The following is a 25,457-nucleotide window of genomic DNA, read 5'->3' as shown; positions in this document are numbered from 1 at the left end:
GCGATATTCATCTAAAACGAATATTTATTTCTAATTTGATCGGTTAACGGTGATCTACCTCACGGTTAATCGCCTTTCCCTGGATAAAATGACCATGCTTTCAATTACTGAAAGGAAAATGAAACATGGAAAACAACAATCGCTTAATGCCCCATATAAGGCGGACAACACATATTATGATGTTTGCCCACCGAAACTGCTTTGACTTTCATCTCTTTAATGCCCGGTAGTCCTTCGACTTCTGGCGCACTCGCTTACAGGTTATCCTGAAACACCTTATTTTACAGGCCATTGCCTGTGAACTCGTGCGCTCATTCATTTTAATTCAGACTCATCCGCACCGGGCGGACTGAATTTCAATCATCAAAAAGCAATTCACTGATTTTAATCAGCGGCCACCCTTTGCTTTTTTTCCGGTAAATTATCGATTTCTTTCTTGCAAGAAATCGAGGGACGCTTATTACCTAAAATAAAGAGAGAAAGATGAAAAGTTTAAAAATCGCAGCCAGCCGTGCATGTCCGGATTGCTTTACTACCCAGCGTGAACTGGTAGATGTCCGCGCCTCTGATTATATTGATGTTGCCGCCATTGTTCTGGCGGTCACGGATATTGCCAGCGGTATCCTGGACGAAATAGAAGCCACCGGTTTTGGCATTCCTGTTTTTGTCGCGACGCACAAAGAGGAATTCATTCCGGCAGACTATTTATCGCGCATTCACGGCGTATTTGAGTATTCAGACACCAGCAACGACTTTTATGGACGCCAGCTGGAAGCGGCAGCCCAGAAGTATGAAACCCAGCTGCGCCCGCCGTTTTTCCGCGCCCTTGTCGACTATGTGAAGCAGGGCAACAGCGCGTTTGACTGCCCGGGGCATCAGGGTGGCCAGTTCTTCCGCCGTCATCCTGCCGGTAATCAGTTTGTCGATTTCTTTGGTGAGACGCTTTTCCGCTCCGACCTGTGTAACGCCGACGTGGCGATGGGCGATCTGCTGATCCACGAAGGCGCGCCGTGCATCGCCCAGCAGCATGCGGCAAAGGTCTTTAATGCCGATAAAACCTACTTCGTGCTGAATGGCACCTCGTCATCCAACAAAGTAGTGCTTAACGCCCTGCTCACCCCGGGTGACCTGGTGCTGTTTGACCGTAACAACCACAAATCTAACCATCACGGTGCCCTCCTCCAGGCTGGCGCAACGCCGGTCTATCTGGAAACCGCGCGCAACCCGTACGGCTTTATTGGCGGCATTGACGCCAACTGTTTTGAAGAAAGCTATCTGCGCGAGCTGGTGGCAGAGGTGGCGCCGGGCCGTGCACGCGATGCGCGTCCGTTCCGTCTGGCGGTGATCCAGCTGGGTACCTACGATGGCACCATCTATAACGCCCGTCAGGTGGTGGATAAGATTGGGCACCTGTGTGATTACATTCTGTTTGACTCGGCCTGGGTGGGTTACGAGCAGTTTATTCCGATGATGGCCGACTGCTCTCCGCTGCTGCTGGAGCTGAACGAAAACGATCCGGGGATCCTGGTCACCCAGTCCGTGCATAAACAGCAGGCCGGCTTCTCGCAGACTTCGCAAATCCATAAGAAAGACAGCCATATCAAAGGGCAACAGCGCTATGTCCCGCACAAGCGGCTGAACAATGCCTTTATGATGCACGCCTCCACCAGCCCGTTTTATCCGCTGTTCGCTGCGCTGGACATTAACGCCCGTATGCATGAAGGCCAGAGCGGCCGCAACATGTGGATGGACTGCGTGGTGAACGGTATCGAAGCGCGCAAGCTGATCCTGGAGAACTGCCGGTATCTGCGCCCCTTCGTGCCGGAGACGGTAGATGGCCGCCCGTGGGAAAGCTGGGACACGGCGGAAATTGCGACCGATCTGCGCTTCTTCCACTTCGTACCGGGTGAAAACTGGCACGCTTTTGAAGGCTACGCTGAGCATCAGTATTTTATCGACCCGTGCAAGCTCCTGCTGACCACGCCGGGCATTAACGCCCGCACCGGGGAGTATGACGACTTCGGCGTGCCCGCCACTATCCTTGCCAACTTCCTGCGTGAAAACGGCATCGTGCCGGAAAAATGCGATCTCAACTCGATCCTGTTCCTGCTCACGCCTGCGGAAGATATGGGCAAACTGCAACAGCTGGTGGCGCAGCTGGTGCGCTTCGAAAAACTGCTCGAGAGCGATGTTCCGCTGAAAGACGTCCTGCCTTCTCTCTACAAACAACATCCGGAACGTTACGCGGATTACACCCTGCGCCAGATCTGCCAGGAGATGCATGACCTGTACGCCCGCCACAACGTGAAACAGCTGCAGAAAGAGATGTTCCGCAAGTCTCACTTCCCGCGCGTGATGATGAACCCGCAGGTCGCGAACTACGCCTATCTGCGCGGTGAAGTTGAACTGGTCTCCCTGCGCGACGCGGAAGGCCGCATCGCCGCCGAAGGCGCCCTTCCTTATCCACCGGGGGTGCTGTGCGTGGTCCCAGGGGAAGTCTGGGGCGGTTCCGTGCTGCGCTACTTTGCCGCGCTGGAAGAAGGCATCAACCTGCTGCCGGGCTTCGCGCCGGAGCTGCAGGGTGTGTACGTCGAGGAGTGTGAGGGTCGCAAGCAGGTTCGCTGTAACGTCATCAAACAACCCGCCGCTCAGCCCGCGCTGCTGAAAGGAGAGAAATTATGAGTAAGTCCAATAAGATGGGCGTGGTGCAGCTGACCATCCTCACCATGGTGAACATGATGGGCTCCGGGATTATCATGCTGCCTACCAAACTGGCAGAGGTGGGCACCATCTCTATCATCTCCTGGCTGGTGACGGCAGTCGGTTCAATGGCGCTGGCGTGGGCATTTGCCAAGTGCGGAATGTTCAGCCGTAAGTCAGGCGGCATGGGCGGCTATGCCGAATACGCTTTTGGCAAGTCGGGCAACTTTATGGCCAACTATACCTACGGGGTGTCGCTGCTGATCGCCAACGTGGCGATTGCCATCTCCGCCGTGGGTTACGGTACGGAGCTGTTTGGCGCGACGCTCAGCCCGGTGCAAATTGGGCTGGCGACCATCGGCGTGCTGTGGATCTGCACCGTGGCTAACTTTGGCGGCGCGCGTATCACCGGACAGCTATCCAGCATCACCGTCTGGGGCGTGATTATTCCGGTTGTCGGCCTGTGCATCATCGGCTGGTTCTGGTTTAGCCCGACGCTCTACGCCAACTCCTGGAACCCGCACCATGTGCCGTTCTTTACCGCGGTCGGCTCTTCTATCGCCATGACGCTCTGGGCCTTCCTGGGTCTGGAATCCGCCTGCGCGAACGCGGAAGTGGTAGAGAATCCGGAAAAGAACGTGCCGATTGCGGTCCTCGGCGGCACGCTGGGCGCGGCGGTGATCTATATCGTCTCGACTAACGTGATTGCGGGTATTGTGCCAAACATGGATCTGGCAAACTCTACGGCGCCGTTTGGGCTGGCCTTCGCGCAGATGTTCACCCCGGAAGTCGGGAAGGTGATTATGGGTCTGATGGTCATGTCCTGCTGCGGTTCGCTCCTCGGCTGGCAGTTCACCATCGCGCAGGTGTTTAAATCCTCGGCTGATGAAGGTTACTTCCCGAAAATCTTCTCCCGCGTGACCAAAGCGGATGCGCCGGTGCAGGGCATGCTGGCGATTGTTATCTTCCAGAGTGGATTGTCTCTGATGACCATTAGCCCGTCGCTGAACAGCCAGTTCAACGTGCTGGTCAACCTGGCGGTGGTGACGAACATCATTCCGTATATTCTGTCGATGGCAGCGCTGGTGATCATCCAGAAGGTGGCGAAGGTGGATCCACGCAAAGCGCGTGCGGCCAATATCGTGGCGCTGATTGGGGCAGTCTACAGCTTCTATGCGCTCTACTCATCCGGCCAGGAAGCGATGCTCTACGGGGCAATGGTGACCTTTATGGGCTGGACGCTGTACGGTCTGGTGTCACCGCGGTTTGAATTGAAGAATAAGCACAGTTAAGTAAAAGCAAAACGGCAACCCAAGGGTTGCCGTTTTTAGTGTTTTCTCCCTCTCCCTGTGGGAGAGGGCCGGGGTGAGGGCATCAGCCCGCACCCGAACATCACTTACGCGTTTTTCAGCACTTCGCTGACAATCTCTACCGCTTCTTTCTCAATCTGCTGACGGTGCTCAGCGCCGAGGAAGCTTTCGCAATAGATTTTGTACGCATCTTCCGTACCGGACGGACGCGCGGCGAACCAGCCGTTCTCGGTCATCACTTTCAGACCACCAATGGATGCGCCGTTGCCCGGTGCCGCCGTCAGACGAGCAGTGATCGGATCGCCCGCCAGGGTGCTTGCGCTGACCATCTCAGGAGAGAGTTTGGACAGGGCCGCTTTCTGGGCTGACGTCGCGCCAGCCTGAATACGGTTATAGCTTGGTGCACCAAAGCGTGCCGCCAGGTCGTTGTAGTGTTCCTGCGGGTTCTTACCGGTGACAGCGGTGATTTCCGCCGCCAGCAGGCACATGATGATGCCGTCTTTATCGGTTGACCATGGCGTGCCGTCGAAACGCAGGAAAGATGCGCCCGCGCTCTCTTCACCGCCGAAGCCGAAGCTGCCGTCGTGCAGACCGTCAACGAACCATTTGAAGCCCACCGGCACTTCCACCAGCTTGCGACCCAGCGCCTCGACCACGCGGTCGATCATCGCGGAGGAAACCAGCGTTTTACCGACGGCCACCTCTTTGCCCCACTGCGGGCGGTGCTGGAACAGATAGTTAATTGCAACAGCCAGATAGTGGTTCGGGTTCATCAGCCCGGCAGGGGTGACGATACCGTGACGGTCATAATCCGGGTCGTTAGCAAACGCCAGATCGAATTTATCACGCAGCGCCAGCAGTCCCGCCATCGCGCACTCGGATGAGCAGTCCATACGGATCGCGCCGTCTTTGTCCAGGTGCATAAAGCGGAAGGTCTGATCGACGTGATCGTTCACGATGGTCAGATCCAGCTTGTAATGCTCGGCGATACGTTTCCAGTATTCGATACCGGAGCCGCCCAGCGGATCCACGCCCAGCTTCAGCCCGGCTTTCTGGATGGCCGCCATATCGACGATATCCGCCAGCCCTTCCACGAACGGCTGAACCAGATCCTGCTCTTTCACGTGACCGGACGCCATGGCAGCATCCAGAGAAATGCGCTTCACGCCTTTCAGACCGTCAGCCAGCAGCGCGTTCGCACGATCTTCCACCACTTTGGTGACGTTAGTGTCGGCCGGGCCGCCGTTAGGCGGGTTGTATTTGATACCACCGTCTTCCGGCGGGTTGTGGGATGGCGTGATAACGATACCGTCAGCCAGCGCGCCACCTTTTTTGTTGTGCACCAGGATGGCGTTAGAGACCGCAGGCGTTGGGGTGAAGCCGTTGTTCTCCTGAACAATCACGTCGACGCCGTTTGCCGCCAGCACTTCCACAACAGAGATGAACGCCGGTTCAGACAGGGCATGGGTATCTTTCCCCACGTAGCACGGACCGGTAACGCCGTTTTTAGCGCGCTCTTCCGCAATGGCCTGAGCAATGGCCAGAATGTGCGGTTCGTTAAAGCTGTGGCGCGCCGCGCTGCCGCGGTGACCAGATGTACCAAACTTCACTGCGTGTTCTGCGTTGCCCACGACCGGTTTCAGCACATAATACTGCGCGGTCAGCTGAGCGACGTTAATCAAATCGCTTTGTTGTGCAGGTTGGCCTGCACGGCTGTGATTTGCCATTACCGGGTCCTTCTGATGCAAGGGTTAAATTGTACCGCAAACCTTTTCAATCAATTCCGCCGGGAACTGCATGGACTGCATGATGTGTTCAATCATGCTGCACTTGCGGCCCGTATTGGTATTGGTGATCACCCAGTACGGGGTGCCAGGAACATGTTTGGGTTTGGTTTGATTGCCATTTTGCAGCAGCGTCTGCTCGTCGCCCGCGAAATAGACGCGAGTACGGCCGTGAAGCGACTCGGTCGCTTCAGCAAACGCTTTGTTATCCAGTGAGTAAAGTGTAGACAGCACCAGCATAAAGCGGTTAACCGCCTTTTTCTGCTCCGCGTATTCATCGGAGAGCAGCAGCTCGCGCATCGCGCGCACTTTATCTTTTGCCGGCGTCACCGCAGGTTTTGCTTGTGCAACAACGCTCGGCTGAGACACGACATCTTTGGTGACTGGGGTAGCAGGCTGTGAAGCGGCGGAAATTTTAAGCATGCGCCGTAAAATGTCGGACGCGCTCTCCCCGATATGCCGCGTCTGGCTGGCAATATACTGATAGAGTTCGTCATCAACTTCGATTGTTTTCATCTTAATCCAGTGCGATATCTTATCTGAATACAAGTCATTGGGATTATAAGGTCAAATCCCAACAGCGGATAGCGTCAAACCAGGTTGGCAGCAAAAGTCAGATTAAACTGGAACCTTGCAGCCGGGCGGCAGAATGGTCAACATGATACCCTAACCTGACATACGTAAAAAAAGAACTTTGCCATGAAATTGAATACCCGAGCGCAAACTGCACAATCGCCGAACAATAATTCTCCCATCGTACTGGTTCACGGGCTTTTTGGCAGTCTGGATAACCTGGGCGTGCTGGCGCGCGATCTGGTTACCGACCACGATATTTTACAGGTCGATATGCGCAATCATGGTCTTTCCGGGCGTTCCGACGAGATGACCTACGCGGCGATGGCGCAGGATCTGCTGGATACGCTGGATGCCCACGACCTGCAAAAGGTGACCCTCATCGGGCATTCAATGGGTGGCAAAGCGGTGATGGCCCTGACGGCGCTGGCCCCGGACCGTATTAGCGGCCTGGTGGTGATTGACGTCGCGCCCGTGGATTACGACGTCCGTCGTCACGACGAGATTTTTGCCGCCATTAATGCAGTCACAGAAGCGGGTGTTGCGACGCGCCAACAGGCGGCCGCCGTCATGCGTGAGCATCTTGATGAAGAAGGCGTCGTTCAGTTCCTGCTGAAGTCGTTTGTTGACGGGCAATGGCGTTTTAACGTGCCGGTGCTCTGGGACCAGTACAATAACATCGTGGGCTGGGAAACCGTCCCCGCCTGGCCACACCCTACTCTCTTTATTCGCGGCGGCAACTCGCCTTACGTTACCGACGCGTACCGCGACACGCTGCTGGCCCAATTCCCGCAGGCTCGCGCCCACGTGATTGCCGGTGCAGGGCACTGGGTGCATGCGGAAAAACCGGATGCTGTGCTGCGCGCCATCCGCCGCTATCTCTCTGATACTGCAAATTGATTAAAAAGAAAGCGACTGGAAGGCTGCGGGCTTCCAGTCGTTGGCGTGCCGTTTTTGGTGATGTATGATGGCGCGCTTATCGCCCGGGCATTAGCAGGGCGGCGTGTTTCCCCCGAAGTCTCAGAATCATGGCCAAAGAACAAACGGACCGTACGACACTAGATCTGTTCGCGAATGAGCGTCGCCCGGGACGACCCAAGACGAATCCGCTTTCGCGCGATGAACAGCTGCGTATCAATAAACGCAACCAGCTTAAACGCGATAAAAATCGTGGGCTTAAGCGTGTCGAACTGAAGCTTAACGCCGACGCCGTCGATGCACTTAACGAGCTGGCTGACGCGCGAAATATCAGCCGCAGCGAGCTCATTGAAGAGATGTTGATCGCACAGCTTGAGACGTTACGCAGCCAGGCATAAGTCTGAAAATCCCCTTTATCGCTCTTTTCATGTAGCACAGAGTGCAGTCCTGCGCGATAGCTGTTTCCGCAGGGTTGCCAGTTCTGCTATTATTGCCCTTATCCGTGGCCAAATTGCGCCACCATACTATTAAGTTTCAAGAGGTTATTTTACTCATGGCAATCATCGGCATTTTCTTTGGCAGTGATACCGGCAATACCGAAAATATCGCAAAAAACATTCAAAAACAGCTCGGTAAAGACGTTGCTGATGTGCATGACATCGCCAAGAGCAGCAAAGAAGATCTGGAAGGCTATGACATTCTGCTGCTGGGTATCCCAACCTGGTACTACGGTGAAGCCCAGTGCGACTGGGATGATTTCTTCCCGACGCTGGAAGAAGTGGACTTCAACGGTAAGCTGGTCGCCCTGTTTGGCTGTGGCGATCAGGAAGACTACGCCGAATACTTCTGTGACGCGCTGGGCACCATCCGCGATATCATTGAGCCGAACGGCGCGGTTATCGTAGGCCACTGGCCGACCGCCGGTTACCACTTCGAAGCGTCTAAAGGCCTGGCCGATGACGATCATTTCGTGGGTCTGGCCGTCGACGAAGACCGTCAGCCAGAACTGACCGCAGAGCGTGTTGAGAAGTGGGTGAAGCAGATCCGTGAAGAACTGCACCTGGACGATATTCTGAACGCCTGATTTTATCGCGGCGCAGCGGCGGCTGCGCCCGTGCTCCAGGTCAAACCGATTAAATTAATCGCTACAATCTTTTAACTTTTTCGCCCAGACCTGTACAATGTCTCCCTGATAAAACGTGGTTTTCCGATGAGCAAGTTTGTTGGTGATACCACGTTTTTATAAGCATATTTTGCCTGAGACTTGCAGTTTTCATTTAGCCATGGCAGTTCTATAATGAGACGCATTATCCCGGGTGCATTTTCTGTCACTTCCTACAGAAGTGAATCGTTTAGCAACAGGACAGATTCCGCATGACTGACAACAATACCGCATTAAAGAAGGCTGGCCTGAAAGTTACGCTTCCTCGGTTAAAAATCCTTGAAGTGCTTCAGGGTCCAGACAATCACCATGTCAGTGCGGAAGACCTCTATAAACGTCTTATCGACATGGGTGAAGAGATTGGGCTGGCTACCGTCTATCGCGTGCTGAACCAGTTTGATGACGCGGGCATTGTTACCCGTCATAATTTCGAAGGCGGTAAATCTGTTTTCGAACTGACCCAGCAGCAGCACCACGATCACCTGATTTGCCTCGATTGCGGCAAGGTCATTGAATTCAGCGATGATTCCATTGAATCACGCCAGCGTGAAATCGCGGCGCGTCATGGCATCCGCCTGACGAACCACAGCCTGTATCTTTACGGTCACTGCGCTGAAGGCGACTGCCGCGAAGACGACCACGCGCACGACGCGAAATAATCAGTATTCATACTCTGAGCCAGCCGCAAGGTTGGCTTTTTTTTGCTTGAAAAAGCCCGGTGGCGCTGCGCTTACCGGGCCTACGGGCTATGACACCTTTGTAGGCACGGTAAGCGCAGCGCCACCGGGTTTAAAGCACTTATTTATTGTTACTGCGTATCTCGTTCCAGATCTTATCGCACCGCTTCGCCACTTCCTGATCGTTACCGGTTTTACGCGCCTGGATACAGGCCTGGTAATCCATTACGCGGACGTTCTCCTGCGTCGCGAACTGCTCATGCGCTTTCTCTTTCTTCAGCACGTTCAGCACGCTCTGACAGGCTTGAATTTTCTCCGGCGATCCTTCCGCAGTATTAATACAGGCGCTATACGCCTCCTTCAGACGGGAGTCCTCTTTCGGCGCCTGATTCTGAGCACACGCCACCAGCCCTGATGCCAGCAACGCGACGATTACGATTTTTTTCATCATGTGCAGTCTCCATACCGGCGGGACTCAGCCCGCCGGTGCGTTCATCAGAAGATGGTGAATGGGGCGATAACCATGAATTTCACGTCACGTTCATCCTGGAAGATGTTGCCGTAACCGCCCGCATAGCTCGGGATATCGGAGTGGTTGTCATACTGAGTGAAGTGCAGTTTGAACATCGTACCTTTCGCGCGGCCATCCTGCAGGGTATAGATAGCATCGAGGCTGTAGGAAGACTCTTTCAGGCGATAGTTGGGATCGTAGTATGCGTCCGGCGTGGCCATATCGGCAGGTTTTGCGTCCCAGGCGTAAGCGTAAGAGGCACCCACCGCCCAGCCCGGCAGGTTCCAGTTTTTCAGGTCATACATTGCGCCGAAGAAGACCGCTTTCTCGCCGTCGGCGTTGAAGTCAGAGCGGTTATCCCACCAGATATCAAGACGACCGTTGGAGGAGGCGTAGGTCGGGGTCATACGCTGCAGGAAGTAGCCCTGCTGCCCTTCCGCCTTCACCCATGTGCCTTCCAGACGTAAATCAACCTGACCGACCTTGTAGCCGAAGGTTAACGCCTGCAGCCACGCGGTGCCGTCATAAATGTCGTTGACGCCACCGTTGCTGACCTTGTCGCGCGTACCGTAGAACTGGTAGCTGGTGCTCAGCGGGCTACCCGCGACATCAAATTTGTAGCTGGCCTTGGCAAAGTACTGATCGACATAGCCTTGTGCCTGACCAAATGCCGCTTCAAGCACCAGATCGTTTTTGAAGTCGTACTTCGCGCCCAGCGAGTGCAGGTAATCAACTTTGGTTTTTTTATCGTTCTGGTAGAACTTGTCCATTTCGATGTGCCACGGCGCTTTGTACTCGTTGGTCCACATATAGGAGAAGCTCAACGCCCCCGCGTCACCGTAGTCAAAGTTCGCCCCGGCTTCTGCACCCTGATAGGTACCCGGCATAAAGCTCCAGTGCGGCGCTAACAGAGTCTGACCGGTTGGCTGAATATAACCACCGCGCGCCCAAACCGGACCGTATTTAAATTTTGCTGCGGCTTTGTAAAGGCTGATACCGCTCTTATCCCCGGACCAGTCTTCTTTATAGGCTTTGTTGCTGGAGGAGAAGGCAATTTCGTTCGGGTGGGCGCTGTCACCGTTTTCCGCCATTTCAATCGCGGTAAACGCAGCAATATCCAGACCGAACATATCCGCGGCATAGCCTGACTGGAAGTCCAGGTTGGCGTTCCAGGTGGAGTGAGAAAGGTTGGTTTTGTATTTGTCTTCGGTGACGTCTTTACGGTCACGTTCACGCTGCCAGTAATAAATACCGCCCGTGAGGGTAGAATCGTCGATGAAGCCTGCCGCTTTCGCCTCTGGTGTCACCACCAGGCCCGACATTGCTGTCACACCGGCAATAGCCAGCGCCAGCGCACTACGTTTGCCACTGAACGTACGCATAGATTATTCCTCTTTGACGAATTAAAACGCCTGAAGCGGCGTAAATAAAAAAGACCAAATGGTCAGGGGTAGTTTTAAATACCCTCGAATTAACTACCGTCTTTAGGTTATTTTTCGCGACGCGAATTATCAATGCTTTTTAGCGGACAAAAGTCAGGATTATGACGAAGTGCACATAATTGGTAGTGCTTTGTAACATTTGCGGGGAGGCGAGGAATGGCGGGGAATTATCAGGTATTTCAGTAGCTAGACGTGAGATCTCTTTCCTTTTTTATCACCTTTTTGTTTTTCGTAATGACACAAACTTTTTTTAAAAAAATAAGTAGCACCTCATTGACCTGATATTTTTATCACGCCTCTTTAGGCCCTGTCTTAATACCCTGATCGTTAAATAAAAAAACGCCGCATGGTGCGGCGTTTGTCTCTCATTGACCAGACCAGCAATATTATTCGCCGATCTTCGTCCAGGTATCACGCAGACCTACGGTACGGTTGAATACCGGTTTTTCCGCCGTGCTGTAACGGCTGTCCAGGCAGAAGTACCCTTCACGTTCGAACTGGAACGCTTTGCCCGCTTCAGCGGCTTTCAGCGAAGGCTCCGCATAACCCTGCTTGATCACCAGAGATTCCGGGTTGATGGTCGCCAGGAAGTCTTCCGCTGCACCTGGGTTAGGCACGCTAAACAGACGATCGTACAGACGAATTTCTACCGGCAGCGCGTGGGAAGCGCTCACCCAGTGAATAACGCCTTTCACCTTGCGGCCATCCGCCGGATCTTTGCTCAGCGTTTCAGCGTCATAAGAACAGAAGATGGTGGTGATATTCCCTTCTGCATCTTTCTCTACGCGCTCGGCTTTGATGACGTAGGCATTACGCAGACGCACTTCTTTACCCAGCACCAGACGCTTGTACTGCTTGTTGGCTTCTTCGCGGAAGTCAGCGCGGTCAATCCAGATGTCACCGCTGAACGGCACGTCACGGCTACCCATTTCCGGTTTGTTCGGATGGTTAGGCATGGAGACCAGCTCGCTTTCACCCTGCGGATAGTTTTCGATAACCAGCTTCACCGGGTCGATAACGGCCATCGCGCGCGGGGCATTTTCGTTGAGATCTTCACGAATGCAGGATTCAAGGGAGGCCATCTCGATGGTGTTGTCCTGCTTGGTCACGCCGATGCGTTTGCAGAACTCACGAATAGAGGCGGCAGTGTAACCACGACGACGCAGACCCGAGATGGTTGGCATACGTGGGTCATCCCAGCCCTCAACGTGCTTGTCGGTGACCAGCAGGTTCAGCTTACGCTTGGACATCACGGTGTATTCCAGATTCAGACGAGAGAACTCGTACTGGCGCGGATGCACAGGAATGGTGATGTTGTCCAGAACCCAGTCGTACAGACGACGGTTGTCCTGGAACTCCAGCGTACACAGGGAGTGCGTAATGCCTTCCAGCGCATCGCTGATGCAGTGGGTAAAGTCGTACATCGGGTAGATGCACCACTTGTTGCCGGTCTGATGGTGTTCCGCAAACTTAATGCGGTACAGCACCGGATCGCGCATCACGATGAACGGAGACGCCATGTCGATTTTGGCACGCAGGCACGCTTTGCCTTCTTCGAAGCCACCGGCACGCATTTTTTCAAACAGCGCCAGGTTCTCTTCCACGCTGCGATCGCGGAACGGGCTGTTTTTGCCCGGGGCGGTCAGCGTACCGCGATATTCACGGATTTCATCAGCAGACAGTTCGTCAACATACGCCAGACCCTTGTTGATCAGTTCAACCGCGTAGGCGTACAGCTGATCAAAATAGTCAGAGGAGTAGCAGATATCGCCAGACCAGTTGAAGCCCAGCCATTGCACGTCATTCTTGATGGACTCAACGTATTCGATGTCTTCTTTTACTGGGTTGGTGTCATCGAAACGCAGGTTGCACTGTCCCTGGTAGTCTTGCGCAATGCCAAAGTTCAGGCAGATGGACTTCGCATGCCCGATATGCAGGTAGCCGTTCGGCTCCGGCGGGAAACGGGTATGAACTGTGGTGTGCTTACCACTGGCCAGATCTTCATCGATGATCTGACGAATAAAGTTACTCGGGCGGGCTTCTGCCTCACTCATCGTGGATTCCTCAAAGCGTAAACAACGTATAACGGCATATGATCTTATAAGCCGGACGTAGTGACAACCCTTAAAACGTCTCTGAAGAAAATAATGGGGGCTTTTGCTGCAAAAAAAAGCGGCGGAGGATATCCCCCGCCGCTTAAGGCATGACTCTACTCAGGAGCGATTACTTGCCTTTAATCTCATACAGCGGTGTTTGACCCGCAACAACCTGACCTTTCGCCTGAATGACCAGGCCACTGAAGTCGTCGATGTTGCTGCAAACGACCGGGCTTATCATGGAGCGCGCGTTGGCGTTCAGGAAGTCCAGATCCATTTCCAGAATCGGCTGCCCGGCCACCACTTCAGCGCCCTCTTCCACCAGGCGAGTAAAGCCCTGACCGTTCAGCGCAACGGTATCGATACCCATATGGACAACGATCTCCGCGCCATTTTCGGTTTCGAGGCAGAACGCGTGGTTGGTGTTGAAGATTTTCACGATGGTACCGGCCGCCGGAGACACAACGGTTTTTTCCGTTGGTTTCACCGCCACACCGTCACCAACCGCTTTGCTGGCGAAGGCTTCATCAGGCACCTGCTCAATCGCAACGACTTCACCGGTTACCGGTGAAACCAGCGCGGCTACCGTTTTGGCGTTTGGTACCGCCTGCGGTTTTGCAGCCGCTGGCGCGACTGCAGGGGCGGCAGAAGCGTCTGCTGCGGCTACCGGACCAGTGGTTTTCATGGCGTTAGCAATTTTCTCTGCCACGAAGCCAACGATAATCTGCACGCTGGTTTTGTTCAGGCGAATAACACCGGAAGCACCCAGACGTTTAGCCAGCGCTTCGTTCACCAGGGAAGAGTCTTTGACGTTCAGACGCAGACGAGTGATACAGGCGTCGATACCGGTCAGGTTTTCAGAACCGCCGACAGCGGCGATGTACTGACGCGCCAGGCCTGAAACGTCCTGATCCTGAGCACCGCTCACGTTCACATCCTGACCATCCGCTTCGCTACCGGCCACGGCCAGTTCACGACCCGGGGTCATCAGGTTGAATTTGGTGATAGTGAAACGGAACACCATATAGTAGATCGCGAAGAACACCAGACCTTGCGGGATCAGCATCCACCAGTGGGTCGCCAGCGGGTTACGGGACGACAGCACCATATCCACCAGACCGGCGCTGAAGCCGAAACCGGCAATCCAGTGCATGCTGGCAGCGATGAACACGGAGATACCGGTCAGCACGGCGTGGATCACATACAGAACCGGCGCCACGAACATGAAGGAGAACTCCAGCGGCTCGGTGATACCGGTGAAGAAGGCCGCGAACGCCCCCGCCATCATGATACCCAGCACTTTTGCTTTGTTCTCTGGACGCGCGCAGTGGTAGATAGCCAGCGCAGCACCCGGCAGACCAAACATCATGATCGGGAAGAAGCCCGCCTGGTAACGACCGGTGATACCGACAACCGCTTTACCTGCTTCGATGGACTGTGCGCCACCCAGGAAGTTAGGGATATCGTTAATACCGGCAACGTCGAACCAGAATACGGAGTTCAGCGCGTGGTGCAGACCGACCGGGATCAGCAGACGGTTGAAGAACGCGTACACGCCCGCACCGACAGAACCCAGTTTCTGGATATGCTCACCGAAGTTCACCAGACCGTCGAAGATCATCGGCCAGACGTACATCATGATGAACGCGACAACGATCATCACAAACGAGGTCAGGATAGGAACCAGGCGGCGACCGCTAAAGAAGGAGAGCGCTTTCGGCAGCTCTACGCTGCTGAAGCGGTTATACAGTTCGGCGGAGATGATACCCACAAGGATACCGACAAACTGGTTGCTGATCTTACCGAACGCCGCCGGAACCTGGTCCGCCGGAATTTTTTGGATCATGGCCACCGCTGCAGGCGAGCAGAGGGTGGTTAACACGAGGAAACCGACAAAACCGGTCAGCGCAGCGGCACCGTCTTTGTCTTTGGACATACCGTAAGCCACACCAATCGCGAACAACACGGACATGTTGTCGATAATGGCGGAACCTGACTTGATAAAGAACGCCGCCAGCGCGCTGGTATTACCCCAGCCGTTGGGGTCGATCCAGTAGCCGACACCCATCAGGATGGCTGCGGCAGGCAGCGTGGCGACCGGCACCATAAGCGCGCGGCCAACCTTTTGTAAATAACCTAGAATACTCACTTTCTTCCCCCTATGAGACCCCGTTTAAGGCATGTTCTCAGCTCTGTTTTTTATTGTGTCACGAACTATAGATACAGTTGATGCTTCACTGGCATTGTGAGTGTGTGAAAAATTAATTCGTATCGCAAATTAAACGCGTACTTTTTGTGATTTTTGTCACCAAATATCGTTATTTACCCTCCCTTATACTGGCTAACAGCGAAAACTTATTTTATCATTCAAAAAATCAAGACGGATTGATCCGGCCTGAAAGTTTCCAGGTTACGCTTAAGTATCAGGTTCCGATAGCCATCCGCCCACTCTTATACTTTAACTCTTGAGGTGAACAATGAGACTGATTCCCCTGGCAACTGCTGAACAAGTCGGTAAATGGGCCGCTCGCCATATCGTTAACCGTATTAACGCCTTTAAACCGACCGCCGATCGTCCTTTCGTTCTTGGACTTCCGACAGGCGGCACGCCGCTGACCGCCTATAAGGCGCTGGTTGAGATGCATAAAGCAGGCCAGGTTAGCTTTAAACATGTTGTGACCTTCAATATGGATGAATACGTTGGCTTACCGAAAGACCACCCGGAAAGCTACCATAGCTTTATGCACCGCAATTTCTTTGATCACGTTGATATTCCATCTGAAAATATTAACCTGCTGAATGGAAACGCGCCTGATATTGACGCAGAATGCCGTCAGTATGAAGAAAAAATCCGTTCTTACGGTAAGATCCACCTGTTCATGGGTGGCGTAGGCAATGATGGTCATATTGCGTTTAACGAACCGGCGTCATCTCTGGCTTCCCGCACCCGTATCAAAACGCTGACCCATGACACGCGCGTGGCAAACTCCCGCTTCTTTGACGGTGATGTTAACCAGGTTCCAAAATACGCCCTGACCGTAGGCGTAGGCACCCTGCTGGATGCCGAAGAAGTGATGATTCTGGTGCTGGGCGGCGTGAAAGCGCAAGCGCTCCAGGCTGCCGTTGAAGGCAACGTTAACCATATGTGGACCATCAGCTGCCTGCAGCTGCATCCGAAATCAGTCATCGTCTGCGACGAACCGTCCACGATGGAACTGAAGGTTAAAACGCTGAAATACTTCAACGAGTTAGAAGCTGAGAACATCAAAGGTCTGTAATTGAATAACCGCCTCTTCAACAAGAGGCGGCCGCTTTTTTTAACCGGGGGTCGTTATGTACGCTTTAACCCACGGTCGGATTTATACCGGCCATGAAATTCTGGATGACCATGCGATTGTTATCGCTGATGGCCTGATTGAACGTGTTTGCCCGCTGGCAGAACTGCCGCCGGAGATTGAACAGCGCTCACTCAATGGAGCAGTAATCTCCCCCGGTTTCATCGACGTACAGCTCAACGGCTGCGGCGGTGTGCAATTCAATGACACCGCGGATGCGGTGACGGTCGAAACGCTGGAGATCATGCAGAAAGCCAACGAGAAATCGGGCTGCACCAGCTATTTGCCAACGCTCATCACCAGCAGTGATGACCTAATGAAGCAGGGTATCCGCGTGATGCGCGAATACCTGGCCAAACATCCTAATCAGGCGCTGGGTCTGCACCTTGAAGGGCCATGGCTGAATATGGTCAAGAAAGGAACGCATAACCCGAATTACGTGCGTAAACCTGATGCGGAGCTGGTTGACTACATGTGTGCGAACGCCGATGTGATCACCAAAGTGACGCTGGCGCCTGAAATGACGGGTACGGATGTCATCAGCAAACTGGCTGGTGCCGGGATTATCGTTTCAGCAGGTCACTCAAACGCGACGCTGAAAGAAGCGAAAGCCGGTTTCCGCGCAGGCATTACCTTCGCGACGCACCTTTACAACGCCATGCCGTATATCACAGGCCGTGAACCGGGTCTGGTCGGGGCGATTCTGGATGAGCCAGACGTCTACTGCGGCATTATTGCTGACGGCATGCACGTCGATTACACCAACATCCGCAACGCTAAGCGGCTGAAAGGTGACAAGCTTTGTCTGGTGACGGATGCCACAGCACCGGCAGGTGCAAATATTGAGCAGTTCATTTTTGCCGGTAAAACAATATACTACCGCAATGGACTGTGTGTGGATGAAAACGGTACGCTGAGCGGTTCCTCTTTGACCATGATTGAAGGGGTGCGTAACCTGGTTGAACATTGCGGGATTGCGCTTGATGAAGTCCTGCGTATGGCAACCCTTTATCCGGCTCGCGCAATGGGCGTGGATAAACAGCTTGGCGGAATTGCACCAGGTATGGTTGCAAACCTGACGGCATTCACACACGATTATAAAATTATTAAGACCATCGTTAATGGTAACGAGGTCGTCACTGAGTAAGTAAAAGTATGACACCTGGCGGACAAGCTCAAATCGGTAATGTCGATCTCGTTAAACAACTTAACAGTGCGGCGGTATACCGCCTGATTGACCAGCACGGACCAATCTCGCGAATTCAGATAGCCGAACAAAGCCAGCTTGCTCCCGCCAGCGTGACAAAAATTACCCGCCAGCTCATTGAGCGCGGTCTGATCAAAGAAGTCGATCAGCAGGCCTCCACCGGCGGCCGCCGCGCCATCTCCATTATCACCGAAACCCGCAATTTTCAGGCCATTGGCGTCCGTCTGGGCCGCCATGACACCACGCTCACGCTTTACGATCTGAGCAGTAAAGCCATTGCGGAAGAGCACTACCCTCTTCCGGAGCGCACCCAGGAGACGCTGGAGCATGCGCTGCTGAATACCATCGCGCAGTTTATTGAAAGCTGTCAGCGCAAGATCCGCGAACTCATCGCCATCTCCGTGATTCTGCCCGGCCTGGTCGACCCGGAAAGCGGCGTTATCCGCTATATGCCACACATTCAGGTTGAAAACTGGGGGCTGGTCGACGCGCTGGAAAAGCGTTTTAAAGTGACCTGCTTTGTGGGCCACGACATTCGCTCGCTGGCGCTGGCAGAGCACTACTTTGGTGCGAGCCAGGACTGCGAAGACTCTATTCTGGTGCGCGTTCACCGCGGAACGGGCGCCGGTATTATCTCTAACGGCCGTATTTTTATTGGTCGCAACGGTAACGTCGGCGAGATTGGCCACATTCAGGTTGAGCCACTCGGCGAGCGCTGCCACTGCGGCAACTTCGGTTGTCTTGAAACCATTGCCGCCAACACGGCCATCGAGCAGCGCGTTCGCCATCTCCTTGAACAGGGTTACCAAAGCCGCGTCACGCTGGACGATTGCAAAATTGGCACCATCTGCAAAGCCGCCAATAAGGGTGACGCGCTGGCCTGCGAAGTGATTGAGCAGGTAGGACGCCACCTGGGGAAAACCATCGCCATCGCCATTAACCTGTTTAACCCACAAAAAGTGGTGATCGCCGGTGAAATTGTGGAAGCGGAAAAGGTGCTGCTCCCCGCCATTGAAGGCTGTATTAACACCCAGGCGCTGAAAGCATTCCGCCAGAACCTCCCGGTGGTTCGTTCAAAGCTTGACCATCGCTCGGCGATCGGCGCGTTCGCGCTGGTCAAACGCGCCATGCTCAACGGAATTCTGCTGCAGCATTTGCTGGAAAGTTGATCGGACCTTATAGTAACGCCTTCTTTTTTTGATGTCGGACTGTCCATGACCATTAAGAATGTAATTTGTGATATCGACGGCGTGCTGATGCACGACAACGTTGCCGTGCCGGGTGCTGCGGAGTTTCTTCACCGCATCATCGACAAAGGAATGCCTCTGGTTCTGCTCACGAACTACCCTTCCCAAACCGGTCAGGATCTGGCTAACCGCTTTGCCACGGCGGGCGTCGACGTTCCGGACAGCGTGTTTTATACCTCGGCAATGGCCACGGCGGATTTTCTGAAGCGTCAGGAAGGGAAAAAAGCCTACGTGGTGGGTGAAGGTGCGCTGATACACGAGCTGTACAAAGCTGGCTTTACCATCACTGACGTGAACCCGGACTTTGTGATTGTCGGCGAAACGCGCTCCTTTAACTGGGAGATGATGCATAAGGCAGCATACTTTGTCGCCAGCGGCGCGCGCTTTATCGCTACCAACCCGGATACGCACGGCCGTGGTTTTTATCCGGCCTGCGGCGCGCTGTGCGCCGGTATCGAAAAAATCTCAGGTCGTCAGCCGTTTGTGGTCGGTAAACCGAGCCCGTGGATCATTCGTGCCGCGCTCAACAAGATGCAGGCCCACTCTGAAGAAACCGTTATTGTCGGCGACAACCTGCGCACCGATATTCTGGCCGGATTTCAGGCAGGTCTGGAGACGATTCTGGTCCTCTCCGGCGTCTCTCAACTTGATGACATTGATTCGATGCCGTTCCGGCCAAGCTGGATTTACCCCTCCGTCGATGAAATCGACATTATCTGATAACGAACCACGCCACAGGGCGTGGTTTTTCATTTATAGCCTACACAAATAGAACGCCATCTAACAAAAAACACGTTTTATTGCATAATCATCAATAAAAGAGTCCATGACGTACTCTTTTTTCACTATTCCGCAATCACTATTGCACTATTTCCGTTTTCCCCCGTAAAACGCTTGCGCGCCCTGCCCCTTTGCGGCATTTTCATAAGCAAGCAACATTACAAAGCAACAGGGTTAACGGAGAAGGTTATGTGTTCAATTTTTGGCGTACTGGATATTAAAACTGACGCGGGCGAACTGCGTAAAAAGGCACTCGAACTGTCCCGCCTGATGCGCCACCGCGGTCCGGACTGGTCAGGCGTTTACGCCAGTGACAAAGCGATTCTGGCTCACGAACGTCTGTCTATTGTTGACGTCAACGCCGGTGCACAGCCGCTGTATAACGAGAAAAAAACGCACGCGCTGGCTGTCAACGGTGAAATCTACAACCACCAGGCGCTGCGCGCCGAATATGGCGACCGCTACGCGTTCCAGACCGGTTCTGACTGTGAAGTGATCCTGGCGCTGTATCAGGAGAAAGGGCCCGAGTTCCTGGACGACCTGCAGGGCATGTTTGCCTTCGCCCTGTACGACAGCGAAAAAGACGCTTACCTGATTGGCCGTGACCACATCGGCATTATCCCGCTGTACATGGGCCACGATGAGCACGGCAACTTCTACGTCGCCTCTGAAATGAAAGCCCTGGTGCCGGTCTGCCGCACCATTAAAGAGTTCCCGGCGGGCAGCTATCTGTGGAGCAAAGACGGCGAGATCCGCTCCTATTACCAGCGCGACTGGTTCGACTATGATGCGGTAAAAGACAACGTCACGGACAAAGCCGAGCTGCGTCAGGCCCTGGAAGATTCCGTGAAAAGCCACCTGATGTCCGACGTGCCGTACGGCGTGCTGCTCTCCGGCGGTCTGGACTCCTCCGTGATCTCCGCGATCACCAAGAAATTCGCGGCCCGTCGCGTGGAAGATCAGGAGCGCTCAGAAGCCTGGTGGCCACAGCTGCACTCTTTTGCCGTTGGCCTGGAAGGCGCACCTGACCTGAAGGCCGCGCAGGAAGTGGCGAACCACCTCGGCACCGTGCACCATGAGATTCACTTCACCGTGCAGGAAGGTCTGGATGCGATCCGCGATGTGATCTATCACATTGAAACCTATGACGTGACCACCATCCGCGCCTCGACCCCAATGTACCTGATGTCGCGTAAGATCAAAGCGATGGGCATCAAGATGGTGCTCTCCGGTGAAGGTTCTGACGAAGTGTTTGGCGGCTACCTGTACTTCCATAAGGCGCCGAACGCCAAAGAGCTGCACGAAGAGACCGTGCGCAAGCTGCAGGCCCTGCATATGTTTGACTGTGCGCGTGCCAACAAAGCGATGTCCGCATGGGGCGTGGAAGCGCGCGTGCCGTTCCTGGATAAGAAATTCCTCGACGTCGCGATGCGCATCAACCCGCAGGACAAGATGTGCGGCAACGGCAAAATGGAAAAACATATCCTGCGCGAATGTTTTGAATCCTACCTGCCGGCGAGCGTGGCATGGCGTCAGAAAGAGCAGTTCTCTGATGGCGTAGGCTATAGCTGGATCGACACCCTGAAAGAGGTCGCGGCAAAACAGGTTTCTGACCAACAGCTGGAAACCGCAAGCTTCCGCTTCCCGTACAACACGCCGGGCTCGAAAGAGGCCTATCTGTACCGTGAAATTTTTGAAGAGCTGTTCCCGGTACCGAGTGCTGCGGAGTGCGTACCGGGTGGCCCGTCCGTCGCCTGCTCTTCTGCCAAAGCGATTGAATGGGATGAATCTTTCAAATCCATGAACGATCCATCAGGACGCGCGGTAGGCGTTCACCAGTCAGCCTACAAATAATCACTCAGATCGCAATCAGGCCCCTCAGGGGCCTGATTTTTTTGCCTCACATTTCACCGCCTAAATCTGATTAATAACCAATAATTGCCGAATATTCGGTCACGCTGTTCGCAACCTAACCAAACAGTCACATTCCGGCTATTTTCGTTGAAAAAGGTGTTGACGCTGCAAGGGTCTATACGCATAATGCGCCCCGCAACGCCGATAAGGTAACGCGAAAAAAGATGGCTACGTAGCTCAGTTGGTTAGAGCACATCACTCATAATGATGGGGTCACAGGTTCGAATCCCGTCGTAGCCACCATCTTTTTTGCGGGAGTGGCGAAATTGGTAGACGCACCAGATTTAGGTTCTGGCGCCGCAAGGTGTGCGAGTTCAAGTCTCGCCTCCCGCACCATTCCCGGGTAAGCGTTGCACGGATGGGGTATCGCCAAGCGGTAAGGCACCGGTTTTTGATACCGGCATTCCCTGGTTCGAATCCAGGTACCCCAGCCATATTTCTTCGATTTTGCGGTTCTCCGCGGTATTGGGGTATCGCCAAGCGGTAAGGCACCGGTTTTTGATACCGGCATTCCCTGGTTCGAATCCAGGTACCCCAGCCATCGAAGATTGCAGTACTGGCTACGTAGCTCAGTTGGTTAGAGCACATCACTCATAATGATGGGGTCACAGGTTCGAATCCCGTCGTAGCCACCAAATTAAGATTGTCGATTTTTCGGTAATCAAGACAAATTGTTGGGGTATCGCCAAGCGGTAAGGCACCGGATTCTGATTCCGGCATTCCGAGGTTCGAATCCTCGTACCCCAGCCAATTTAAAAAGTCGTTAAGCAGTTTGTTTAACGCAATTGGGGTGTCGCCAAGCGGTAAGGCTCTGGTTTCTGATACCAGCATTCCGGGGTTCGAATCCCTGCACCCCAGCCACTTAAGTAACAAAAAAGCCCGCTCTGCGGGCTTTTTTGTTTTTGTTGTTAGTATTGTGCAGCCTGATGCCCTCACCCTGACCCTCTCCCACGGGGAGAGGAAATGAAAACTAAAGTCCTAAGGCGTATTTCAGCGCCTGACGCTTCAAACCACCTGCACGCTCCGCTGCCATCAGTCCAATATTACGCAGAATGCGCACCGGGGCTAAGTCATTGCTGAATCCGGCATAGAACAGATCCATCCCCGACTGCATAATAAAGTTATCCGCCATGCGTCGCGTCTGGTAACGCTTCAGAATCTGATGGCTGGCCCAGTTTTCCGCGTGCCCGCGGGCGCTGCCCAGCACATCCAGTAACGCATCGACATCACGGTACCCCAGGTTCACGCCCTGCCCGGCCAGCGGATGAATGGTGTGTGCCGCATCGCCCACCAGCGCCAGCCCTTCACGGGCATACTGCAAAGCATGGCGTCGCGTGAGGGGAAACGCCCCGGCAGCCACCGGCGTAACGTTGCCCAGACGGCTCGGAAAATGCAGGCGAATTTCCCGCTGCAATTGTTCCATTGAAAGCCCCTGCAGCTGACGAATGCGTGCCGGTTTGTCGTACCAGACCAGGGATGCCCAGTTATCAAACAGCGGTAAAAACGCATGCGGGCCATTCGGCGTAAAGTGCTGCCACGTGCTTTCTCCCGGCGCATTCTCGCACTCGACGGTAATCAGCATGCAGGACTGCTCATACTGCCAGGCATGGACCCCAATTCCCGCCATCTGTCTGACCTGCGAGTTAGCGCCGTCCGCTCCGACGACGAGCTTCACGGCCAGTTCATCGCCGCTGTCGAGCGTCAGCGAATACCCACTCTCCTGGGGATGCAGAGCCTTAATCGACGCCGGAACGCGCAGCGTCACCTTCGGGTGCGCCTCCAGCGCCTGCCAGAGCGCCTGCTGAAGTACGTTGTTTTCCACCATATAACCCAGGCGCGGCAGCTTCAGCTCAGCGGCATCAAACGCGACGTGGGCATTTTCCCACTCCCAGGTCTCAAGACGGCTGTAAGGATGGGCGCGCATCGCCAGCACCGCCTCCCAGACGCCCAGCCCGCGCAGCAGATCGACGGACGCCGCGCTGATAGCGGATATGCGCACATCCGGTTTGCTGGCGGGATCGAAGGCCGGCGGAGCAGCCTGTTCAATTACCGTTACCTCAAATCCCTGCTGCGCCAGCCCCAGCGCCAGCGCGCCGCCGACCATACCGCCGCCGACAACGGCAACTTCGGTGTGTAGGAGTGTCATGGTCAATTTTCCTTATTGGAGAATCCCTTAAGTTTACCGGATTTTTGCGGTCCTGAGACACATAACCTTCATACTGGTCACAACCCCACCAAAGCATTACAATACGCGGCTTGCAATCCTGAGCTGAGCAAGTCGATGACTAAAAAACTCCATATAAAAACCTGGGGCTGTCAGATGAACGAATACGATTCATCCAAGATGGCCGATCTGCTGGATTCAACCCACGGATACCAGCTGACAGAAAATGTGAAAGAAGCGGATGTGCTGCTGCTGAACACCTGTTCGATTCGTGAAAAAGCGCAGGAAAAAGTCTTTCACGTGTTAGGCCGCTGGAAGCTTCTCAAGCGAAAAAATCCGGACCTGATCATCGGCGTGGGTGGCTGCGTCGCGTCGCAGGAAGGCAAGCTGATCCGCCAGAGAGCCCCGTATGTGGATATTGTCTTTGGCCCTCAGACCCTGCACCGCCTGCCGGAGATGATCAATCAGGTTCGCGGCAACCGTAGCCCGGTCGTTGACGTGAGCTTCCCGGAAATCGAAAAGTTTGACCGTCTGCCGGAGCCGCGCGCCGATGGCCCGACCGCCTTCGTCTCCATCATGGAAGGCTGCAATAAATACTGCACTTACTGCGTGGTGCCTTACACCCGCGGTGAAGAAGTCAGCCGTCCGGCAGACGATATTCTGTTTGAAATTGCGCAGCTTGCCGCACAGGGCGTTCGCGAAGTGAACCTGCTGGGCCAGAACGTTAACGCCTGGCGCGGGGAAAACTACGACGGCACCACCGGCAGCTTTGCCGAGCTGCTGCGTCTGGTGGCCGCGATTGACGGTATCGACCGCATTCGCTTTACCACCAGCCATCCGATGGAGTTTACTGACGACATCATTGACGTGTATCGCGATACGCCAGAGCTGGTGAGCTTCCTGCACCTGCCGATTCAGTGTGGCTCTGACCGCGTGCTGAACCTGATGGGCCGCCCGCATACGGTGCTGGAGTACAAGTCCACCATTCGTAAGCTGCGTGAAGCGCGTCCGGATATCCAGATCAGCTCCGACTTTATCGTCGGCTTCCCTGGCGAAACCGCTGATGACTTCGAGCGCACCATGAAGCTCATCGGTGAAGTGAATTTTGACGTCAGCTACAGCTTCATCTTCTCTGCGCGTCCTGGAACACCTGCGGCCGATATGGTTGACGATGTGCCGGAAGAAGAGAAAAAGCAGCGTCTGTATATTCTGCAGGAGCGTATTAACCAGCAGGCCAACGCGTGGAGCCGTCGTATGCTCGGCACCGTTCAGCGCATTCTGGTGGAAGGCACCTCCCGCAAGAGCATTATGGAACTCTCCGGTCGTACCGAAAACAACCGCGTGGTGAACTTTGAGGGCACCCCGGATATGATCGGTAAATTCGTGGACGTCGAGATTGTCGAAGTGCTGACCAACTCGCTGCGCGCGAAGCTGGTACGCACCGAGGACGAAATGGGCCTGCGTATTGCCGAGTCACCGGAATCCGTGATCTCTCGAACCCGTAAAGAAAACGATTCTGGCGTGGGGATTTACCAGCCTTAATCCTCCTGGCCTGCCTTTCCGGCAGGCCTTGTATTTCCTCTCATCGTCCCCAATATCTTCCACAACGCTTGCGCCTTTATTCTGTGGCGTGAATA

Annotated in this window: 20 protein-coding genes and 7 tRNA genes; 20 read left to right on the top strand and 7 right to left on the bottom strand. The window is 54.4% G+C overall.

Translation table 11 applies throughout. The annotated features are described in order from the left end of the window. Positions 1–125 precede the first annotated feature (125 nt). The 3 genes from speFL to potE all read left to right on the top strand — a co-directional run bounded on the left by speFL (position 126) and on the right by potE (position 3,992). Positions 126–230 carry a leader peptide SpeFL gene (speFL, locus tag ACMGGX_RS15850; RefSeq protein ID WP_003858645.1) on the top strand — a complete coding sequence of 35 codons (105 nt, stop codon included), beginning with the start codon at positions 126–128 and terminating at the stop codon, positions 228–230. Positions 231–483: 253 nt separating this feature from the next. Further along, positions 484–2,682: an ornithine decarboxylase SpeF gene (gene speF / locus ACMGGX_RS15845; protein WP_420298590.1), complete on the top strand. Its 2,199-nt coding sequence runs from the start codon at positions 484–486 to the stop codon at positions 2,680–2,682. Beyond that, positions 2,679–3,992, top strand: coding sequence for a putrescine-ornithine antiporter (potE, locus tag ACMGGX_RS15840; protein ID WP_252047288.1), 1,314 nt, complete (start codon positions 2,679–2,681; stop codon positions 3,990–3,992). The genes speF and potE overlap by 4 nt, the downstream gene beginning before the upstream one ends. A 104-nt stretch (positions 3,993–4,096) precedes the next feature. On the opposite strand, the gene pgm is transcribed toward potE, so the two are convergent. After that, entirely contained in the window at positions 4,097–5,737 is a 1,641-nt protein-coding gene (pgm, locus tag ACMGGX_RS15835) for a phosphoglucomutase (alpha-D-glucose-1,6-bisphosphate-dependent) (RefSeq protein WP_045356603.1), read from the bottom strand. 24 nt (positions 5,738–5,761) lie between these two features. After that, positions 5,762–6,310: a replication initiation negative regulator SeqA gene (gene seqA, locus ACMGGX_RS15830; protein ID WP_008501070.1), complete on the bottom strand. Its 549-nt coding sequence runs from the start codon at positions 6,308–6,310 to the stop codon at positions 5,762–5,764. Positions 6,311–6,493: 183 nt separating this feature from the next. Between seqA and ybfF the strand changes: the two genes are divergently transcribed. From ybfF to fur, 4 genes are all read left to right on the top strand, one after another. Then, positions 6,494–7,267 (top strand): esterase, encoded by a 774-nt coding sequence (gene ybfF, locus ACMGGX_RS15825; RefSeq protein WP_420298589.1) that lies wholly within the window; start codon positions 6,494–6,496, stop codon positions 7,265–7,267. A gap of 128 nt (positions 7,268–7,395) precedes the next feature. Continuing rightward, on the top strand, positions 7,396–7,683 hold the full coding sequence (gene ybfE / locus ACMGGX_RS15820; RefSeq protein WP_023334913.1) for a LexA regulated protein: 288 nt from the start codon (positions 7,396–7,398) through the stop codon (positions 7,681–7,683). Between the two features lie 155 nt (positions 7,684–7,838). Continuing rightward, positions 7,839–8,369: a flavodoxin FldA gene (fldA, locus tag ACMGGX_RS15815; protein ID WP_181594610.1), complete on the top strand. Its 531-nt coding sequence runs from the start codon at positions 7,839–7,841 to the stop codon at positions 8,367–8,369. Positions 8,370–8,659: 290 nt separating this feature from the next. Beyond that, positions 8,660–9,106: a ferric iron uptake transcriptional regulator gene (gene fur, locus ACMGGX_RS15810; RefSeq protein WP_023310771.1), complete on the top strand. Its 447-nt coding sequence runs from the start codon at positions 8,660–8,662 to the stop codon at positions 9,104–9,106. A 139-nt stretch (positions 9,107–9,245) separates the two neighbouring features. Here fur and chiQ read toward each other — a convergent pair whose 3' ends face one another. The 4 genes from chiQ to nagE form a co-directional block, all read right to left on the bottom strand. After that, entirely contained in the window at positions 9,246–9,572 is a 327-nt protein-coding gene (chiQ, locus tag ACMGGX_RS15805; protein ID WP_181595156.1) for a ChiQ/YbfN family lipoprotein, read from the bottom strand. Between the two features lie 47 nt (positions 9,573–9,619). Further along, entirely contained in the window at positions 9,620–11,017 is a 1,398-nt protein-coding gene (gene chiP / locus ACMGGX_RS15800) for a chitoporin ChiP (RefSeq protein ID WP_023310769.1), read from the bottom strand. Between the two features lie 446 nt (positions 11,018–11,463). Beyond that, a complete protein-coding gene (gene glnS / locus ACMGGX_RS15795) occupies positions 11,464–13,131 on the bottom strand; it encodes a glutamine--tRNA ligase (RefSeq protein WP_029740147.1) in 1,668 nt (555 codons plus the stop codon). 169 nt (positions 13,132–13,300) lie between these two features. Beyond that, positions 13,301–15,322 carry an N-acetylglucosamine-specific PTS transporter subunit IIBC gene (nagE, locus tag ACMGGX_RS15790; protein WP_420298588.1) on the bottom strand — a complete coding sequence of 674 codons (2,022 nt, stop codon included), beginning with the start codon at positions 15,320–15,322 and terminating at the stop codon, positions 13,301–13,303. A 328-nt stretch (positions 15,323–15,650) separates the two neighbouring features. Here nagE and nagB point away from each other — a divergent pair, with 328 nt between their 5' ends. From nagB to ACMGGX_RS15730, 12 genes are all read left to right on the top strand, one after another. After that, the gene (gene nagB, locus ACMGGX_RS15785) at positions 15,651–16,451 is read left to right on the top strand and encodes a glucosamine-6-phosphate deaminase (RefSeq protein WP_023310765.1); all 801 of its coding nucleotides are present in this window, start codon (positions 15,651–15,653) and stop codon (positions 16,449–16,451) included. Between the two features lie 55 nt (positions 16,452–16,506). Continuing rightward, positions 16,507–17,655, top strand: coding sequence for an N-acetylglucosamine-6-phosphate deacetylase (nagA, locus tag ACMGGX_RS15780; protein WP_063439306.1), 1,149 nt, complete (start codon positions 16,507–16,509; stop codon positions 17,653–17,655). 8 nt (positions 17,656–17,663) lie between these two features. Then, positions 17,664–18,884 carry a DNA-binding transcriptional regulator NagC gene (nagC, locus tag ACMGGX_RS15775; RefSeq protein WP_021242995.1) on the top strand — a complete coding sequence of 407 codons (1,221 nt, stop codon included), beginning with the start codon at positions 17,664–17,666 and terminating at the stop codon, positions 18,882–18,884. 45 nt (positions 18,885–18,929) lie between these two features. Then, positions 18,930–19,682, top strand: coding sequence for a ribonucleotide monophosphatase NagD (gene nagD / locus ACMGGX_RS15770; RefSeq protein WP_023310763.1), 753 nt, complete (start codon positions 18,930–18,932; stop codon positions 19,680–19,682). Between the two features lie 249 nt (positions 19,683–19,931). Beyond that, positions 19,932–21,596: an asparagine synthase B gene (gene asnB, locus ACMGGX_RS15765; RefSeq protein WP_023310762.1), complete on the top strand. Its 1,665-nt coding sequence runs from the start codon at positions 19,932–19,934 to the stop codon at positions 21,594–21,596. Positions 21,597–21,822: 226 nt separating this feature from the next. Next, positions 21,823–21,899: transfer RNA gene (locus tag ACMGGX_RS15760), tRNA-Met, on the top strand. A gap of 8 nt (positions 21,900–21,907) precedes the next feature. Next, positions 21,908–21,992 (top strand) — tRNA-Leu (locus ACMGGX_RS15755). Positions 21,993–22,015: 23 nt separating this feature from the next. Continuing rightward, positions 22,016–22,090: transfer RNA gene (locus tag ACMGGX_RS15750), tRNA-Gln, on the top strand. Positions 22,091–22,122: 32 nt separating this feature from the next. Further along, positions 22,123–22,197, top strand: a tRNA-Gln gene (locus tag ACMGGX_RS15745). Positions 22,198–22,214: 17 nt separating this feature from the next. Next, positions 22,215–22,291, top strand: a tRNA-Met gene (locus tag ACMGGX_RS15740). A gap of 40 nt (positions 22,292–22,331) precedes the next feature. Next, positions 22,332–22,406, top strand: a tRNA-Gln gene (locus ACMGGX_RS15735). A 36-nt stretch (positions 22,407–22,442) separates the two neighbouring features. Next, positions 22,443–22,517 (top strand) — tRNA-Gln (locus tag ACMGGX_RS15730). Positions 22,518–22,626: 109 nt separating this feature from the next. Here ACMGGX_RS15730 and ubiF read toward each other — a convergent pair. Beyond that, positions 22,627–23,802, bottom strand: coding sequence for a 3-demethoxyubiquinol 3-hydroxylase (ubiF, locus tag ACMGGX_RS15725; protein WP_348560763.1), 1,176 nt, complete (start codon positions 23,800–23,802; stop codon positions 22,627–22,629). Between the two features lie 135 nt (positions 23,803–23,937). On the opposite strand from ubiF, the gene miaB reads away from it, so the two are divergent. Then, positions 23,938–25,362 carry a tRNA (N6-isopentenyl adenosine(37)-C2)-methylthiotransferase MiaB gene (gene miaB / locus ACMGGX_RS15720; protein WP_032641703.1) on the top strand — a complete coding sequence of 475 codons (1,425 nt, stop codon included), beginning with the start codon at positions 23,938–23,940 and terminating at the stop codon, positions 25,360–25,362. Positions 25,363–25,457: the final 95 nt, after the last annotated feature.

This window comes from Enterobacter sp. BNK-29 (assembly GCF_048684785.1).
Classification (GTDB): Bacteria; Pseudomonadota; Gammaproteobacteria; order Enterobacterales; family Enterobacteriaceae; genus Enterobacter; species Enterobacter cloacae_M.
This window is presented reverse-complemented; position numbering and strand designations above follow the sequence as displayed.